The 15238-nt window shown below is 67.8% G+C and carries 16 protein-coding genes, 2 tRNA genes and 1 pseudogene; 6 read left to right on the forward strand and 13 right to left on the reverse strand.

What is annotated here, in order from left to right; genetic code table 11:
* Positions 1-91: 91 nt before the first annotated feature.
* The 5 genes and pseudogenes from BM449_RS04025 to BM449_RS04045 all read right to left on the reverse strand — a co-directional run bounded on the left by BM449_RS04025 (position 92) and on the right by BM449_RS04045 (position 3965).
* Positions 92-745 carry a YggS family pyridoxal phosphate-dependent enzyme gene (locus BM449_RS04025; RefSeq protein ID WP_071800159.1) on the reverse strand — a complete coding sequence of 218 codons (654 nt, stop codon included), beginning with the start codon at positions 743-745 and terminating at the stop codon, positions 92-94.
* 2 nt (positions 746-747) lie between these two features.
* Complete coding sequence (locus tag BM449_RS04030; RefSeq protein ID WP_071800160.1) at positions 748-1026, reverse strand: PipX family protein; 279 nt, start codon at positions 1024-1026, stop codon at positions 748-750.
* A 22-nt stretch (positions 1027-1048) separates the two neighbouring features.
* The gene (locus tag BM449_RS04035; protein ID WP_071800161.1) at positions 1049-1981 is read right to left on the reverse strand and encodes a CbiQ family ECF transporter T component; all 933 of its coding nucleotides are present in this window, start codon (positions 1979-1981) and stop codon (positions 1049-1051) included.
* A gap of 176 nt (positions 1982-2157) precedes the next feature.
* Positions 2158-3507 (reverse strand): annotated as a pseudogene (der, locus tag BM449_RS04040) (ribosome biogenesis GTPase Der); the annotation flags it as partial.
* Positions 3508-3545: 38 nt separating this feature from the next.
* The gene (locus tag BM449_RS04045; protein WP_071800162.1) at positions 3546-3965 is read right to left on the reverse strand and encodes a DUF1823 family protein; all 420 of its coding nucleotides are present in this window, start codon (positions 3963-3965) and stop codon (positions 3546-3548) included.
* A gap of 23 nt (positions 3966-3988) precedes the next feature.
* Here BM449_RS04045 and dusB point away from each other — a divergent pair, with 23 nt between their 5' ends.
* The gene (dusB, locus tag BM449_RS04050; protein ID WP_071800163.1) at positions 3989-4999 is read left to right on the forward strand and encodes a tRNA dihydrouridine synthase DusB; all 1011 of its coding nucleotides are present in this window, start codon (positions 3989-3991) and stop codon (positions 4997-4999) included.
* Here the strand turns inward: dusB and BM449_RS04055 are convergent.
* Both BM449_RS04055 and BM449_RS04060 read right to left on the reverse strand, forming a co-directional pair.
* Complete coding sequence (locus tag BM449_RS04055) at positions 4906-5643, reverse strand: DUF4079 domain-containing protein (protein ID WP_071800164.1); 738 nt, start codon at positions 5641-5643, stop codon at positions 4906-4908. The two genes, dusB and BM449_RS04055, sit on opposite strands and share 94 nt — an antisense overlap.
* 43 nt (positions 5644-5686) lie before the next feature.
* The gene (locus tag BM449_RS04060) at positions 5687-6409 is read right to left on the reverse strand and encodes a precorrin-2 C(20)-methyltransferase (protein ID WP_071801952.1); all 723 of its coding nucleotides are present in this window, start codon (positions 6407-6409) and stop codon (positions 5687-5689) included.
* 183 nt (positions 6410-6592) lie between these two features.
* On the opposite strand from BM449_RS04060, the gene BM449_RS04065 reads away from it, so the two are divergent.
* Positions 6593-7147: an acireductone dioxygenase gene (locus tag BM449_RS04065; RefSeq protein ID WP_233831242.1), complete on the forward strand. Its 555-nt coding sequence runs from the start codon at positions 6593-6595 to the stop codon at positions 7145-7147.
* Positions 7148-7173: 26 nt separating this feature from the next.
* On the opposite strand, the gene BM449_RS04070 is transcribed toward BM449_RS04065, so the two are convergent.
* Together BM449_RS04070 and aroQ are read right to left on the reverse strand one after the other, a co-directional pair.
* Positions 7174-7809 carry a tRNA-(ms[2]io[6]A)-hydroxylase gene (locus tag BM449_RS04070; protein WP_071800166.1) on the reverse strand — a complete coding sequence of 212 codons (636 nt, stop codon included), beginning with the start codon at positions 7807-7809 and terminating at the stop codon, positions 7174-7176.
* Positions 7809-8246 carry a type II 3-dehydroquinate dehydratase gene (gene aroQ / locus BM449_RS04075; protein ID WP_071800167.1) on the reverse strand — a complete coding sequence of 146 codons (438 nt, stop codon included), beginning with the start codon at positions 8244-8246 and terminating at the stop codon, positions 7809-7811. Before aroQ ends, BM449_RS04070 begins: the two co-directional genes overlap by 1 nt.
* 37 nt (positions 8247-8283) lie before the next feature.
* Between aroQ and BM449_RS04080 the strand changes: the two genes are divergently transcribed.
* Both BM449_RS04080 and BM449_RS04085 read left to right on the forward strand, forming a co-directional pair.
* Positions 8284-8365: transfer RNA gene (locus BM449_RS04080), tRNA-Tyr, on the forward strand.
* A gap of 10 nt (positions 8366-8375) precedes the next feature.
* A tRNA-Thr gene (locus BM449_RS04085) sits at positions 8376-8447 on the forward strand.
* A 97-nt stretch (positions 8448-8544) separates the two neighbouring features.
* On the opposite strand, the gene BM449_RS04090 is transcribed toward BM449_RS04085, so the two are convergent.
* Genes BM449_RS04090 through BM449_RS04100 form a run of 3 tightly spaced genes read right to left on the reverse strand, consistent with a single transcriptional unit; the run spans position 8545 to position 11109 of the window.
* Positions 8545-9390, reverse strand: coding sequence for a metal ABC transporter permease (locus BM449_RS04090; RefSeq protein WP_071800168.1), 846 nt, complete (start codon positions 9388-9390; stop codon positions 8545-8547).
* Positions 9390-10187 carry a metal ABC transporter ATP-binding protein gene (locus tag BM449_RS04095; RefSeq protein WP_071800169.1) on the reverse strand — a complete coding sequence of 266 codons (798 nt, stop codon included), beginning with the start codon at positions 10185-10187 and terminating at the stop codon, positions 9390-9392. The genes BM449_RS04090 and BM449_RS04095 overlap by 1 nt, the downstream gene beginning before the upstream one ends.
* 4 nt (positions 10188-10191) lie before the next feature.
* Positions 10192-11109, reverse strand: a complete 918-nt coding sequence (locus BM449_RS04100) for a metal ABC transporter substrate-binding protein (RefSeq protein WP_311134024.1) — start codon at positions 11107-11109, stop codon at positions 10192-10194.
* Between the two features lie 168 nt (positions 11110-11277).
* Between BM449_RS04100 and BM449_RS04105 the strand changes: the two genes are divergently transcribed.
* Both BM449_RS04105 and BM449_RS04110 read left to right on the forward strand, forming a co-directional pair.
* Entirely contained in the window at positions 11278-12696 is a 1419-nt protein-coding gene (locus BM449_RS04105) for an aldehyde dehydrogenase family protein (protein WP_071800171.1), read from the forward strand.
* Between the two features lie 68 nt (positions 12697-12764).
* Entirely contained in the window at positions 12765-13733 is a 969-nt protein-coding gene (locus BM449_RS04110) for a LysM peptidoglycan-binding domain-containing protein (protein WP_071801954.1), read from the forward strand.
* A gap of 2 nt (positions 13734-13735) precedes the next feature.
* Here BM449_RS04110 and BM449_RS04115 read toward each other — a convergent pair whose 3' ends face one another.
* Positions 13736-15226 carry an ATP-dependent DNA helicase RecQ gene (locus BM449_RS04115; RefSeq protein ID WP_071801953.1) on the reverse strand — a complete coding sequence of 497 codons (1491 nt, stop codon included), beginning with the start codon at positions 15224-15226 and terminating at the stop codon, positions 13736-13738.
* Positions 15227-15238: the final 12 nt, after the last annotated feature.

Genomic DNA, 15238 nt, shown 5'->3' on the forward strand with positions numbered 1-15238 from the left:
TGGCAACTGGTCACACATCGAACAATCCCGTTCCGAAACAGCGATTGGCCTGGATCGGGCCGCTCAGATCAGACCGCTCAGACCTGGCCGCTCAGATCGGGCGTGGACCGAACAGCGCCGAGCCAATTCGCAGCCAGTGGCTTCCGGCAGCCACCGCTTCAGGCCAGTCACCGCTCATGCCCATCGAGAGCTCCGGCAGTCCCAGGCGTGCCGCCAGGGCCGCGCAGTCGCGGAACAGCGCCAGGCGCTCAGCCGGCTCCAGCCCCATCGGCGCAATCGTCATCAATCCCACCAGCCGCAGCGGATCGAGGGCCCGGAGTTCAGGCCAGAGCCGCTCGAGTTCGGCCGCCTCAAAGCCGGTCTTGCCGGGGTCAGGCCGCAACTTCACCTGCAGAAACAGCCTGGGGCTGAGGCCCTCCTCGCTGGCGATGCGCTGCAGGCGCTCGGCCAGGGCGGCGCTGTCGACGGAATGGATCGTGCCGAAATGACGCAGCACCGCCCTGGCCTTGTTGGCCTGAAGGCGACCGATGAAATGCCAGTCGAGCGGTTCGAGATCGGCCAGTTCGAGCTGCTTCGCCACGGCCTCCTGCAGGCGGCTCTCGCCAAAGGAGCGCTGGCCACACCCCACCAGACGGCGGATCCGCTCGGCCGGCTGCCCCTTGCTCACCGCCAGCAGCCGACTGCCCGGCGGCAATGCAGCGGTCAGGCGCTGGAAGCGCTGCTCGAGGCCCTCAGCGGCATCCACGCCTAGATGAAGGTCTGGTCGAACAGCTGGCGCCAGCGGGGGAGGTGGGCGCTGCCATCGCGGCGGGCCCGCGCCAGGTTCTGCTCGGCGTAGTGACGGGCATCCATCAAGGGAATCACCTCGAACTGGGCACTGCGCGACTGCAGGGTGACCAGAAAAAACATCCTCTGGGCGTAGAGGGTGGCGAACAGGTCACGCCCTTCTCCGGCCGGGGACACCCGATAGAGCAGACCGAAGGTGGGGTGATTCAGATACCGCTCCGTACTCGCGTCTGCGCTCACTGATGGTTCTAGCGGCTACCAATCACAGCGCACCGTACTGCCAGCGCAGTCCGAGCAAGGCGATCAGGGCGGTTGCGGCGATCCAATTGAGTGGGTGAGCCGCCCGGACCACCAGCCGCAGTTGCCGGGGTGGCAACCACTGGCCGCCCCTGGCCATCAGGGCTTCGGCGCCCTGCTCGGCCCGCAGCAACAGGTTGGCCAACAAGCGTTCTCCCACCGCCAGAACGATTCCAAGCGCCCCCTTCAGGCCAAGGCTGCGCAGGTTCACGGCCCGGGTGGCCAGCGAGCGCAACAGGTTCTGGAATTCTTCCTGCACCAGGGGCAGAAAGCGCAGCGCCAGCAGCAGGGTGAAACCAAGCCGATCCACCGGCAGGCCCAGCAGGCGCAAGGGGCTGATCGCCCAGGTCAGGGCCCAGACCAGCTCCTCGGGAGGGGTGCTCAGCAGCAGCAGGTTGGCGCTGTGGATCAAGGTGAACAGCAGGGTGGCGCTGTTGAGGCCCAGTTCGGCTGAGCGGCGGTTGACCACCAAGGGCCCGAGCGGCAGCGGGCCGAGTTGCACGGGCCCCCAGCGCAGCAGTTCCCAGGGTTCTCCCAGGCGCTGGGTTGCGGGCTGGCCGGCAGCACTGGGGGCCAGCGTCAGCTCCTGCGGCGATCGGCTGATCGGTGCCGCTGGCACCGCCCTGGTGGGCAGCAGGGCAGAGAGCAGCCCCACCAGCAGGCTGAGGGCGAGCAGAGCAGGAAGGTTCCGGCGCCACAGCCGCCAGGACAGACCGCTGAGCGCGGTGATCAGCAGCAGCAAGCCCACCAGGGCGATCCGCCAGAGGGGTCCAGCCAGAATCGGCGTGACCAGGAAGGCCAGGGTCCAGCCGAGCTTGAGGCGGGGATCGAGGCGGCGCAGCCAACTCGATGAGCCATCGACGAATTGGCCAATCGGAAGCTGCCGAAGCCAGTCCATCAGCGAAAAACTCTCACGTCTGCGCCATCAACCCAAAGCCATCAAGACAGCGGGGCGTCGGCGGAGTCGGCCGTTAAATCATCCAGATCAGCGGTTGCACCAGTCTTGGAATCGCCCCTGGAGCGGGCCACGGAACGGGAATCGGAACGGGAATCGGCGTGGGCGGTGGCGCGGGCCTGCTGGCGGTTGAGCTCCTTCTCCGCATCCCGTTCCTGCTTGCCACGCCAGAACAACTTGATCGGCGAGCCATCGAAGCCCAGGCCTTCGCGGATCTGGCGTTCCACATAACGCCGGTAGGTTTCACCGAACAGCTTCGGATCATTCACGAACAGCGTGAAGCTGGGGGGCCGGGTGGCCACCTGGGTGCCGTAGTAGAGGCGTCCCTGGCGCCCGCCGCGGCTGGTGGGGGGCGAGCGCCAGCTCAGCGCCTCCTGCAGCACTTCGTTCACCACCGAGGTGGTGACCCGACGCCGGTGCTGCTCCACCGCCAGCAGGGCCAAGGCAAAGATGCTCTCCACCCGCTGGCCGCTGAGGGCGGAGGTGAACAGCATCGGCGCCCAATCGAGGAAATAGAGCTTGGCGCGCAGCTCCTTCTCCATCGCCGGCATGGTGTGGCTGTCTTTTTCGATGGCGTCCCACTTGTTGACCACCACCACGCAGGCGCGGCCGTCTTCCTCGATGCGCCCGGCAACGCGCTGATCCTGCTCGGTGACGCCGTCGAGGGCGTCGATCACCAGCACACAGACATCGCTGCGTTCCACCGCCTTGAAGCTGCGGGTGATGCCGAAGTATTCGGGGCCGTAGCTGACACTGCGGCGACGGCGAATGCCGGCGGTGTCAAGCAGTTTCCAGGTTTTGCCTTCGCGCTCGATCGTCGTGTCGATCGTGTCGCGGGTGGTGCCACGGATCGGGCTGACGATCGCCCTGGGCTCGCCGCAGATCGCATTGAGCAAGCTCGACTTGCCCACATTCGGGCGGCCGATGATCGCCAATTGGATCGGCTCCTCGCCTTCGAGCTCGTCGTGGGGGGGCAGGAAGCCAATCAGCTTATCGAGCAGATCGCCGGTGCCGGCCCCGTGAATCGCCGAGACGGGGTGGGGTTCGCCCAGGCCGAGCCCCCAGAAGTCAGCGGCCATGGCCAGACCCTGGTCGGGCGACTCACACTTGTTGACTGCCAGCAGCACGGGCACCTTCTGGCCGCGCAACCATTCAGCGATGGACTGATCGGCGGCAGTGAGCCCCTGCTGACCATCGACCACCACCACGGCGACGGCCGCTTCGGCCATGGCCAGGTTGGCTTGCTGGCGGATTTCCGGCAGAAATTCGCTGTCGTCGTCAAAGACCAGACCGCCGGTATCGACCACCCGGAAGGTGCGATCTCCCCAGAAGCCTTCTTGGTAGGTGCGGTCCCGGGTGACCCCGGGCTGGTCATGAACGATGGCTTCGCGGCTGCGGCAGAGCCTGTTGACGAAGGTGGACTTGCCCACATTGGGGCGGCCGATAATGGCGACGACTGGAAGCGCCAAAAATACTTATCTCAACCAAACCGTGGCTACTCTTGACACTACAGAGCGCCGGGCTGCTGCGGAAGCGCCCCGTTCTGCGGCAGCGGCTCGCCGCAGCCAGCCAGCCAGGCCAGCAACCAGTTCACCGCCGTGGCCCGGCGGGTGCGGCGGGGATGGAGCTCACCGATCCGGTAGCCAGCGAATCCCAGCTGCTCCTTGAGCAATTGCTTGTAGGGCGCCGCGATCGAGCGGGTGAGCCTGACGCTGGCGGGACGCTCGGCGATCAGCTCCGGGGCCAGCGGATAGGCCTCGGCCCACTCCTGTGGTGTCTGGGGACCGGCACTCCAGGGCTGGCCGGCCGACTCGGGCCGGTAGCCCAGCCGTTGCCAGACCAATTCACAGACGAAGCGATCGCTGAACTCGTCGTCGAGGATCCGCCGCAGCAGGTCGGCGCTGAGCGGGAAGGTATCGGGATGCATCGAGGCCTGCCGCTGCTGAAGCCATGCTGACCCCTCCACTGCGCTGGCCGGGCCGGGGCGTAGCCCGCCAGCTCGATTGCCGCGTGTTTCAGTCGCCGCTGGCGGGTGTGAGCGACAGGATCTTCCGCTCCCTGGTACGGCGTTGGGCGCCGGAGGCCCTGCTGTTCACCGAGATGGTTCACGCCACCAGCCTGGAGCGCGGCCATGGCGGCGAGAAATTCGAGGACTTAGCTGGCGAAACCGGCCCGATCGCGGTGCAAATCTTTGATCACCGTCCGGCGGCGATGGCCGAAGCGGCGCGGCGGGCCGAAGCCGCCGGTGCCTTCCTGATCGACATCAACATGGGCTGCCCGGTGCGCAAGATCGCCCGCAAGGGCGGCGGCAGTGGCCTGCTGCGCGATCCGGAGCTGGCCCAGCGGATCGTGGCGGCGGTGAGCGGGGCGGTGCGGATTCCGGTCACGGTCAAAACGCGGCTGGGCTGGTGCGGCAGCAGCGCCGATCCGCTGGGCTTTGCCCTGGCCCTGGAGAACGCTGGTGCCCAGGCCCTGACCCTGCACGGCCGCACCCGGGAGCAGGGCTTAAGCGGCGAGGCCGACTGGGGCGCGATCGCCGCGGTGAAGCGGGCCCTGCGCATTCCGGTGATCGCCAACGGCGATGTGACCAGTCCGGAGCGGGCGCTCGCCTGCCTGGCGATCACCGGCGCCGATGGGGTGATGGTGGGCCGGGGCAGCCTCGGTGCCCCCTGGCTGGTAGGGCGGATCGATGCGGCCCTACGCGGCCGGCCGGTGCCGCCGATCCCCACGGCCACGCAGCGACTGCAGCTGGCGGCCGAGCAGCTCACGGCCCTGGTGGAGGCCAGGGGCGACAAGGGCCTGCTGATCGCCCGCAAACATCTCGGCTGGACCTGCCAGGGCTTTGCTGGCGCGGCGCAGCTGCGCCGTCAGCTGATGGGGGCGCCGAACCTGGCCGAGGCGCTGGCCCTGCTCAGGGAGGCGGGTCTGGAAAGGGATGGGGCGGCGCTGAGCTGCCCCTGAACCGATCCCTGCCGGCTCAAGGGCAGGCCCAGCAAATCGCGGCTGCCGGTGATCGCCTGCACCGCCAGCAGCACGGCCACCAGCAGGTTGGCGCTCACATGCAGGCGCCGGAAGCGCAGCGAGGCGATGATCTCCGGCCCCGCCGCCATCGAAAACAGCAACAGGCCCATCAGCAACATGCCGCTCCAGTAGTGGGAACTCCAGAAGGCCCCGCTGAACGGGTTGTCGGCCTGGCGCCAGACCTCGGGCTGGCTGCCCAGCGCCAGCAGGCCGGCCCAGGTGAGCAAAGCGAAGCTGGCCCGCAGCGCCGCCAGCCGCACCCTCCAGAGCGCCAGCAGACTCGCGAAGGTGCCGGCACAGACCAGCAACAACAGCGCCAAGCGGGGAAAGCTGACGGCACTGCTGAGGGAGGTGCCGCTGAGAAACGAATGAATCAGGGCGATCAACACGGCCACCACCGCACCGGAGCCAACCCAGCGGCCGTGGTCGGCATGCTCCACCCCGACGCTGGCGGGCAGGGGGTTGATCTCAAGCCGCCGCTCCCGCGCCAGGATTCCCAGCCGGATCGTGGCCCCCACCACGGGATAGACAAACAGGATCATCAGCACCGGATGGAGCAGGGAGAACCACTCGATCGGGGTCATGGCGGCGGCTGGCGATGGGGAGAGCAAAGCATCTGGCGTGCCATCAGGGGAGCACCTCTGGCCAGCCCAGGCGGATCAGCAGCAGGGAGAAGTAGGGCTGCTCGGCGGCCGGCACCTGCTCGGCCGCTGCCAACAGCTCATCGGGCCAGCCCAGGCGCTGGGCCAGCTGGCAGCCCGCCAGCAGCTGGCGGCGGGCCAGCAGCGGCCTCACCCAGGACCAGCGCCGGCCGAGCTTGAGCAGCACCAGATTGGCGCGCTGCTCCGGCGGTGGCTCCTGCAGCTGATCGAGCAGGGCTTCTAAGGCCTCGGGCTGATCCGGTGTGGTTCGCACCAGCAGCCCCTGCTGCTGCAGGGCCAGGGGCCAATGGGCCGCCGCCGCCGCCGCCGCCAGCGCGGTGATGCCCGGGATCAGCCGCAGCGGACAGTTGGGGTGACGCTCCGCCAGGGCCAGCAGGGCATAGGAGGCGCTGGCAAACAGCGACACATCCCCCTCACAGAGCAACACCACCCGCCGGCCGGCGGCCACCTCCGCCGCCAGCCGATCGGCCGCCGCTCGCCAGGCCAGACGACGCGGCGCATCGGCGGCCACCATCGGGAACAGCAACGGCAACAGGTCCTGCTGCGGCGTCAGCCAGGGCGCCGCGATCGCCGCGGCCATTCCGTCGCCGCCCTGTCGCCCCACCGGATAGGCGACCACCTCCGCAGCCCGGATCGCGCGCACCGCCGCCACGGTGAGCAGGTCGGGATCGCCGGGGCCCACCCCCACCAGCACCAGGCCCGGCTGTGGATCCAGTGGCAGATCCAGCGACGGATCCAGTGGCGACTCAGGGGCCAATCCGCTGCGCTCGAAGGCTTCGCTCAACGCCTTGTTCTCTTCGATTTCTAAACTTGCTGATTGTCCTGCCCAACCCGGGTTCCACCAGCCCGCTGACCCTTGAGCCGTTTGCAGATCTACGCCGCCTGCCATCCCGCTGGGAATGGCAATGGCCTTGGCGTTGGCCCCGCCCAACTGGAGAGCGACGACGGGGCCGTGATCGCCGCTGAACTGGCAGCCCGCGGCATCGGCTTTGAGCGCTGGCTGGCCACAGTCGAGCTGGCGGCCGATGCCGATGCCACAGCGATCCTGGCGGCCTATGCCACGGAGGTTGCCGCGCTGCAGGCCCAGGGCGACTACCCCACGGTGGACGCGATCCGCCTGGTCCCCGACCACCCGGAGCGCGCGGCCCTGCGCCAGAAGTTCCTCGCCGAGCACACCCACAGCGAAGACGAGGTGCGCTTTTTCGTGGAAGGCCGTGGGCTGTTCTGCCTGCATCTGGGGGAGGAGGTGCTGCTGGTGCTCTGCGAGCGCGACGACCTGATCCGCGTGCCGGCCGGCAGCCGCCACTGGTTCGACATGGGCAGTTCCCCCCGCTTCACCGCCCTGCGCTTCTTCAACAACCCCGCCGGCTGGGTGGCCAACTTCACCGGCGACCCGATCGCCGAGCGCTTTCCGCTGCTCGCCTGAACTGAGCTGTTCAATTCGAGCAAAATTCAGCTGTGCAGGCGCGGCTGGGGGTGCAGATCCACCAGCAGCGCCGACTCCTCAGCCGCCAGCTGCTCGAGCCGCTCGATCACGGCCGATCGCGGCCAGCGGCGCTCGCACAGCACCCAATAGAGCCCGAAGTGACGGGCCTCGCTAGCCAGCAGGTCGCCGTAGAGCGCGGCCAGTTCGGCGTCGGGGCAATGGGCGGCCAGCAGGGCGAGGCGCTCGTGGCTGCGGGCCTCGATCAAGCCGGCCACCAGAAAGCTGTCGAGCATGCGCCCCGGCTCCTGCCGGCGCACCAACTTGGCCAAAGCGGCGCCGTAGGGCGGCGGCGCCAGCGGACGCAGGGGAATGCCACGGCGCTGCAACAGGGCCAGCACCCGCTCGAAATGCTCCAGCTCCTCGCGGGCCAGGGGGCTGAGCACCGCGCCAAGGGCCGGATCGCAGGGGTAGCGGAACATCAGCTGCAGGGCCACACCAGCCGCCTTGCGCTCGCAGTTGGCGTGATCGATCAGCAGATCAGCGGGATGGGCCAGGGCCTGCTGCAGCCAGGCGCCGCTGCTGGGTTCAGCCAACCAGCGCACCCTCACCCCCGAAGAGCTGACACCAACAGTTGCTTCAGTCCTCACAGTGGCTTCGTTCATCAAGCTGCGCGCAGGTGGTCGACCAGGCCGTCTAGGGCGAGGCGGTAGCTGGTGGGGCCAAAGCCGCAGATCACACCCACCGCCACAGCCGCCAGGGTGGAGGTGTGGCGGAACGGCTCCCGGGCATGGGTGTTGCTGAGGTGCAGTTCCACGAAGGGCAGGGAGACCGCCAGCAGGGCATCACGCAGGGCGATCGACGTGTGGGTGTAGGCGCCGGCATTGATCAAGATGCCGGCGCTCTGACCAGCGGCCTGCTGGATCCGGTCCACCAGTTCGCCCTCATGGTTGCTCTGAAAGCAGCTGAGTGTGACCCCCAGCGCCGCCGCCCGCTCCGCCAGGCCCTGATTGATCTGCTCAAGGCTGGTGGTGCCATAAAGACCGGGCTCACGGCGGCCCAGCAGGTTGAGATTGGGGCCGTGCAGCACGAGCAAATGCATGGGGGAGGTTGGCTGGTAAGTTGACGAGGTGTGGTGCGGGTCGGTGCCCGAGTGGTTAATGGGGGCGGACTGTAAATCCGCTGGCTTCGCCTACGTTGGTTCAAATCCAACCCGGCCCACCTTCCACATGCCCTTGTAGCTCAGCGGTAGAGCACTCCCTTGGTAAGGGAGAGGTCACGAGTTCAATTCTCGTCAAGGGCTTTCAACGTTGCAAGGGCGCTATCAGGATCACAACTTGTTTAGGCAAGTTGTTGGCGCCTGAATACAGGCCAAAGCCAACTATCTACAGAAAAACCATTCAGCGGCGCTGCTGGGCCAGCACGCCATGGCGGGGTGCAAACAGAAAACTGAGCACGAACAGGCCGGTCTGGGTGAGCACGATGCAGCCGGCGGTGGAGGCATCCATCCAGTAGCTCCAGTAGATGCCCACGAGGCTCGAGAGCATCGCCGAGCCCACGGCAATCCAGACCATGCGGTCAAAGCGATCGGTGAGCAGGTGGGCTGTAGCCCCCGGCGTGACGAGCATGGCCACCACCAGGATGATGCCCACGGTCTGCAGACCGGCGACGGCGGCTAAGGACAGTACCGAGAGCAGCAGGTAATAGAGCACGCCGGTATTGATGCCGATCGAGCGGGCGTGGGTGGGGTCAAAACAAAACAGGATCAGGTCGCGGCGGAACACCATCAGCACCACCAGCACCACCGCGCTGATCAGCACCGTCTGCTGGATGTCGGAGTCACTGATTCCCAGCACATTGCCGAAGAGAATATGGGTGAGATCAATGTTGCTGCGTATTTTTGACACCAGGACCAAGCCAAGGGCAAAGAAGCCGGTGAACACCAGGCCGATCACCGTGTCTTCCTTGATCCGGGTCATCTGTTTGACAAAACCGATCACCGCCACCGACCCCACCCCGAACACGAAAGCACCGAGCGCGAAGGGAAGATTGAGGGCATAGGCGATCACCACGCCGGGCATCACGGCGTGGGAAACGGCATCCCCCATCAGGGCCCAACCCTTGAGGGTCATGAAGCAGGAGAGCAGCCCACAGACCGCCGCCACCAACGCGCTCACCAACAGCGCCCGCACCATGAAGTCATGGCGGATCGGTTCGAGCAGCCAGGCGGCGATGTCAGCTGTCATCACGAGTCCCCCAACCTGATTCCATCCTTGAGCGGCAGGAGCAGGTCCTGGGGAGCGGTGGTGCTGAAGGTGCGCGCCAGGTTCTCCTCGGTGAACACTTCCGAGGTTTCGCCATAGGCCATCACGGTCTTGTTGATCAGCACCACCTGATCACAGAAGCCGCGCACATGCGAGAAATCATGGGTGGAGATCAGCAGGGTGCGGCCTTCAGCGCGGAACTGCTCAAACAGTTGGATCATCAGTTTCTCGGTGCGGATGTCGACGCCGGCGAAGGGTTCATCGAGCAGCATCACCGCAGCCCCTTGGGCCAGGGCCCGGGCGAGAAAGGCACGCTTGCGCTGACCACCGGAGAGTTCGCCGATCTGGCGATCGCGCAAGGGCCAGAGATCAACCCGCTCCAGGCTCTCGCGCACAGCCCTGTGGTCGCTTGGCCGGGGGATGCGCAGCAGGTTCATACCGCCATAGCGGCCCATCATCACCACGTTGCCCACATTCACCGGGAAGTTCCAATCCACGCTCTCCATCTGGGGCACGTAGGCGACGGCCTGGCTGCGGCGCGCCTGCCGCAGCGGCCGGCCATTGATGGTGATGCTGCCTTTGGAGGGGTGCACAAAACCCATCAACGCCTTGAACAGCGTCGATTTGCCAGCGCCGTTCATGCCCACCAGCCCGCAGAGGCTGCTGGCCTGAACCTGCAGGGAGACGTCGTGGAGCGCAACGATGCCGTGATAGTCGACGCTGAGGTTGCGGACGCTGATGCGCTCGCTGGGGGCAGGTTCGCTCAAGATCGCTTCCATCGGATCAACTCCCGCCAAGGCCGTCCAGCAGCGTCTTCGCATTGTGACGCTGCAATCCCAGCAGGGATGGGGCCGGGCCATCGGCGGCCGAAAGCGAATCCACGAAGAACACCCCGCCGAAACGGGCGCCGCTTTCCTTGGCCACCTGGCGCTGGGCTTCGTCGCTCACCGTGCTCTCACAGAACACCGCCGGCACCTCACGCTCGCGCACCAGGGCGATCAACCGCGCCATGCGTTTGGGGGTCACCTGGGATTCGGCATTGACCGGCCAGAGGTAGGCCTCCTCCAGGCCGTAATCCCGGGCCAGATAGGAAAAGGCTCCCTCGCAGGTGGCCAGCACCCGCTGCGCGGGGGGGATCGCCGACAGGCTGGCGTGGAGTTCGCGATCGAGGCTGCGCAACTGGGCGCGGTAGGCCTCGGCATTGCGGCGGTAAGCCTCGGCGTTGGCGGGATCGAGCTTGGTGAAGGCCTTGCGGATGTTCTCCACATAGATCTCAGCGAGCTTCGGGGACATCCAGGCATGGGGATTGGGCTTGCCCTTGTAGGCATCCTCAGCGATCGGCATCGGCTCGATCCCCTCGCTCAAGCTGACCCGGGCTGACTCGGGCAGACCGGCGGTGAAACGCCGGGCCCAGAGTTCGAGACTCAGGCCGTTTTCAAGCACCAGATCGGCGCCGCTGGCCCGCTCCAGATCGCTGGGGGTGGGCTCGTAACCATGGATTTCAGTGCCCAGCTTGGTGATCGATTCCACCCGGAGGTGCTCCCCTGCCACCTGCCGCGCCATGTCCGCCAGCACGGTGAAGGTGGTGAGCACCAGGGGGCGCGGGTCAGCAGCCTGCTGGGCCTCGGGCCCTGTCGAGCGCGGCTGCCGGCAGGCGCTGCTCAGCAGCAACAGCGGCACCAGGCCTGCCTGCACCAGCAAGGAAGCAAGCCGTTTCGGGTGCATAGGCAGCAAGCCAACCCGACCAACGTTAGGAGATGCTGACGGACCCAGGACCTCTGCCTGCTGCGGAGCCAACCGCCAGCAGCGTCCTGCGGTTGGCCTGGGCCAGACGACACACTGAAGTTCGAGCCTGCGTCCCCCTGAGCGATGACCCTCTCCAGCACCGGCCAGCCCAGCACCATCGCCGTTGCTGCTCTGGCGCTGTCGCTGGAGCGCTTGCGCGAACCGGTGCGCCAGGGCACCACAGCTCCGCTGGCCTGGCGCCTCCAGCAACTTGAGGGGATGGCCGAGCTGCTGAACAGTCATGAGCAGGCGGTGCTCGACGCCCTCGCCGCCGACCTGGGCAAGCCGCCGGTGGAGGCCTACTTCGAGCTGGTGGCGGTGCGGCAGGAGCTGAAGCTGGCCCAACGGCGGCTGCGGCGCTGGATGGCGCCCCGCAACGTGTCGTTGCCGCTCTCCCAACGCCCCGGCCGGGCCCAGCTGATCGCCGAGCCCCTGGGCTGCGTGCTGATCATCGGGCCCTGGAACTATCCGTTCTCGCTCTCGATGCAGCCCCTGGTGAGTGCGCTGGCGGCGGGGAACACAGCCGTGCTCAAGCCCTCCGAACACGCCCCGCGCACCTCGGCCCTGATCGCCGAGCTGGCCGGTCGCCATCTCGATCCAGCTGCCGTGGCGGTGGTGGAAGGCGACGGCGACACCGCCCGGCAGCTGCTGGAGATGCACTTTGACCACATCTTCTTCACCGGCGGCGGCCGGGTCGGTCGCCTGGTGATGGCCGCCGCCGCCCGCCATCTCACCCCGGTCACGCTGGAACTGGGTGGCAAGAGCCCGGCGGTGGTGCTCAGCGATGCCGATCTGGCCGTGACCGCCCGGCGCATCGCCTGGGGGAAGGGCCTCAATGCCGGCCAGACCTGCATCGCCCCCGACCACCTGTTGGTGGAAGAAGCGGTGCGGCCCGCCCTGATCAGCGCCCTGGAGGCCGAATTCCTGCGGGCCTATGGCCCGGATCCGCTGCGTTCGCCCGATCTGGCCAGGATCGTCAACCGGGGCCAGTTCGAGCGGCTCTCGGCCCTGCTGGAGGGGGCCAGGCAACGGGGTCAGATCCTGGCCGGCGGCCAGAGCGATCCCGAGAGCCTGCGCATCGCCCCCACCCTGCTGGCCGTCGATCAGGCCGACGACCCGCTGATGGCCGACGAACTGTTCGGGCCCTTACTGCCCGTGCTGAGTGTCCCCTCGCTGGCCGCGGCGATCGCCCGCATCAATGACGCCCCCAAACCCCTGGCCCTGTATCTGTTCAGCCAAAGCCTCTCGGCCCAGGAGACCCTGTTGGCCGGCACGAGCTCGGGAGGGGTCTGCTTCAACGACGTGGTGATGCAGGTGGGGGTGCCGGAACTGCCGTTCGGAGGCGTGGGCGCCAGCGGCATGGGCAACTACCACGGCAAAGCCGGCTTCGACACCTTCTCGCACCATCGCAGCGTGCTCAGACGCCCCTTCCGGTTCGATCTGCCGTTCCGCTATCCGCCCTACGGCGACCGCCTCGGCCTGATCAAGCGGCTGCTGGGATGAACCCCTGCCAGGGGGCTGGCGCAATGGTGCGTTCTCCTTATGGTTCGAGCATGCTTCTGACCCTGTCCATGCGACGTTCCCTCGCCGCCCTGGTCCTCGCCCTGCTGTTGCCCCTGCCCGCCATGGCGGCCGAAAGGCATGTGGTGAAACCGGGCGAAACCCTCTCCCAGATTGCCGAGCGCTACGGCGTGTCCACCTCCAGGCTGATGCAGCTCAACAGCATCAAGAGCGCCGATCTGATCCAAACGGGCACCAGCCTGCGCCTGCCGGCGACCCGGCCCGCGGCCAGCGCAGCGTCTGGACGCGGCACCTACAGGGTTAAACCGGGTGAAACCCTCTCGGAGATCGCCGAACGCAGTGGCATCTCCGTACGCCGCCTGATGGATCTCAACAACCTCAGCCGCGCCGACCATGTGGAAGCGGGCCGCCTCCTGGTGGTGCCTGGTGCTCCTGCCACTGCTGCTGCCTCCTCCAGGCCAGCAGCGGTGAACAAAGCGGCCAGCACGCATGTGGTGCGGCCCGGCGAAACCCTCTCGGGCATTGCCGAGCTCTATGGCGTGCCGGTCAGCAGGCTGGTGTCGCTCAACGCCATCTCCAGCCCCGACAAGGTGGAGGCCGGCACCCGCCTGGCCCTGCGTTCACCAGCTGCGGCGGCGAAACCTGCTCCAGCCAGACCCGCCACTCCCCAAGCAACCCAGGCCAAACCCGCCACGCCAGCACCAGCCGCAACCACCGCCGCCGCCCCAGCCACTGCCGCCACCACCACCCCAGCAACCACAGCCGCAGCAACCACAGCCGCCGCTGGCGGCCCGCCTGACTGGCGCACCTATGGCCCTATCCAGGTGGATTTCACCACCTGGCAGCCCCTGGGAGGCAGCCAGGTCGCGTCCGCGCTCAATAACCAGGGCCAGCAGCTGTTTCTGGCGGTGAACTGCTCGGCCAAGAAGATCAACACCACCGGCGAGGGCGGCGTCTGGAAGACCTGGGCCGCACCCCAGGCCGACTTTGAAGAACGGCTGATCGTTGATGCCTGCTGAGCTCAGGCGACCCAGCGCAGCGGCCACGGCTGCTGCAGATAGCGACGGCCGGCCGAGCGCAACCACAGGCGCTGGCTGCCGTCATCGCTCTCACTGATCAGCTCTTCCTGGACCAGGCGGCGAGCCAGCCAGCCCCAACGATCCTCTTCTGATTCCGCCGTGGCCAGGGCATCGGCCAGGCGGCGCAGATCAAAGCCGCTGCGCTGCTCCAGGGCCAGAAGCACCTGGGCCACCTCGAGCGACCAATCGGTGGGACGGCTGCCGGCGTTGCAGTTGTCACAGCGACCGCAGGGGGGCACGAGCTCACCGACGGCCAGCAGCAGCGTCTGCTCGCGGCAGGTTGACCCTTCCGCCACCGCCTCCATGCGCCGGAGCTGCTGCTGGGCCAGCTCCAGGCGGGGTCGCTCCTGCTCCTGCACGTCGTCTGTGAGCTGCCGCATCGAGGCCCGCATCGCCCAACCCAGGCTGGTGCGATCGGCCGGATCGAACAGCACCAGGCACTGGGCCGGCAGCCCATCGCGTCCCGCCCGGCCCGACTCCTGCAGGTAGCCCTCGGCGCTGGCCGGCAGGTCCAGGTGCAAGACCAGGCCCACATCGGAGCGGTCGACCCCCATGCCGAAGGCGACCGTGGCCACCAGCACGGGCCGGGGGTGCTGCTGAAAATGCTCCAGGGCCAGCAGTCGGCTCTCCGGATCCATACCGGCGTGATAAGCGATGGCCGCCACCCCAGCCGCCGAGAGCCGGGCGGCCCAGGCCTCCACCGAACGCCGCGTGCGCGCGTAGATCAGCACCGCCCCCCTGGCGGCGGCCACCGCCTCAAGCACCGCCGGCAGCGGCTCGGCCGGCCGCCGGCGCATGGCGTAGCAGAGGTTGTGGCGACGGGCCGAGCGCACCTGGATCAGGGGCCGGCGCAACTGCAGCAGGCGAATGATGTCGGCCCGCACCCGCGGGGCCGCCGTGGCGCTCAGGGCCACCAGCGGCACGCCAGGGCAGAGGGCGCGCAACTCCCCCAGCCGGCGGTACTCGGGCCGGAAGTCATGGCCCCAGGCGCTGATGCAGTGGGCCTCATCCACGGCCAGAGCCACCAGGCTGCCCTGCTCCAGCACCTCCTCCAGCAGCCGGCGGGTGGCCTCGGCGCGCAGCCGCTCCGGAGCGAGGTAGAGCAGCCGCAGGCCATTGGCCTCGATCTGGCGGTGCAGGCGGTGGCGCGAGGCCGTGTCGAGGCCGCCGTGCAGGCAGGCCGCCGGGATCCCGCGCCGCCGCAACTGGCTCACCTGGTCCTGCATCAGCGCCACCAGGGGCGAGATCACCAGCACCAGCCCCTGGCGCACCAGGGCCGGCAACTGGAAACAGAGCGACTTGCCACCGCCGGTGGGCAGCACCGCCAGGCAGTCACGGCCGGCCAGCAGGGCCTCTACCACCGGCCGCTGGCCCGGCCGAAAGTCACTCCAGCCGAACTGGCTCTCGAGGACGGTCTCGAGGGTGCTGTCCAGACTGGTCTCGAG

The sequence above is a fragment of the Synechococcus sp. SynAce01 genome (assembly GCF_001885215.1).
Lineage (GTDB): Bacteria > Cyanobacteriota > Cyanobacteriia > PCC-6307 > Cyanobiaceae > Regnicoccus > Regnicoccus frigidus.

What these genes read in the sequence shown, in the direction of transcription:
- BM449_RS04055 (WP_071800164.1), bottom strand. Translation starts at nt 5,643, where the DNA reads ATGACCCCGATCGAGTGGTTCTCCCTGCTCCATCCGGTGCTGATGATC.
- BM449_RS04090 (WP_071800168.1), bottom strand. Translation starts at nt 9,390, where the DNA reads ATGACAGCTGACATCGCCGCCTGGCTGCTCGAACCGATCCGCCATGAC.
- BM449_RS04105 (WP_071800171.1), top strand. Translation starts at nt 11,278, where the DNA reads ATGACCCTCTCCAGCACCGGCCAGCCCAGCACCATCGCCGTTGCTGCT.
- dusB (WP_071800163.1), top strand. Translation starts at nt 3,989, where the DNA reads ATGCTGACCCCTCCACTGCGCTGGCCGGGCCGGGGCGTAGCCCGCCAG.
- BM449_RS04035 (WP_071800161.1), bottom strand. Translation starts at nt 1,981, where the DNA reads ATGGACTGGCTTCGGCAGCTTCCGATTGGCCAATTCGTCGATGGCTCA.
- BM449_RS04070 (WP_071800166.1), bottom strand. Translation starts at nt 7,809, where the DNA reads ATGAACGAAGCCACTGTGAGGACTGAAGCAACTGTTGGTGTCAGCTCT.
- BM449_RS04110 (WP_071801954.1), top strand. Translation starts at nt 12,765, where the DNA reads ATGCGACGTTCCCTCGCCGCCCTGGTCCTCGCCCTGCTGTTGCCCCTG.
- BM449_RS04095 (WP_071800169.1), bottom strand. Translation starts at nt 10,187, where the DNA reads ATGGAAGCGATCTTGAGCGAACCTGCCCCCAGCGAGCGCATCAGCGTC.
- BM449_RS04045 (WP_071800162.1), bottom strand. Translation starts at nt 3,965, where the DNA reads ATGCATCCCGATACCTTCCCGCTCAGCGCCGACCTGCTGCGGCGGATC.
- aroQ (WP_071800167.1), bottom strand. Translation starts at nt 8,246, where the DNA reads ATGCATTTGCTCGTGCTGCACGGCCCCAATCTCAACCTGCTGGGCCGC.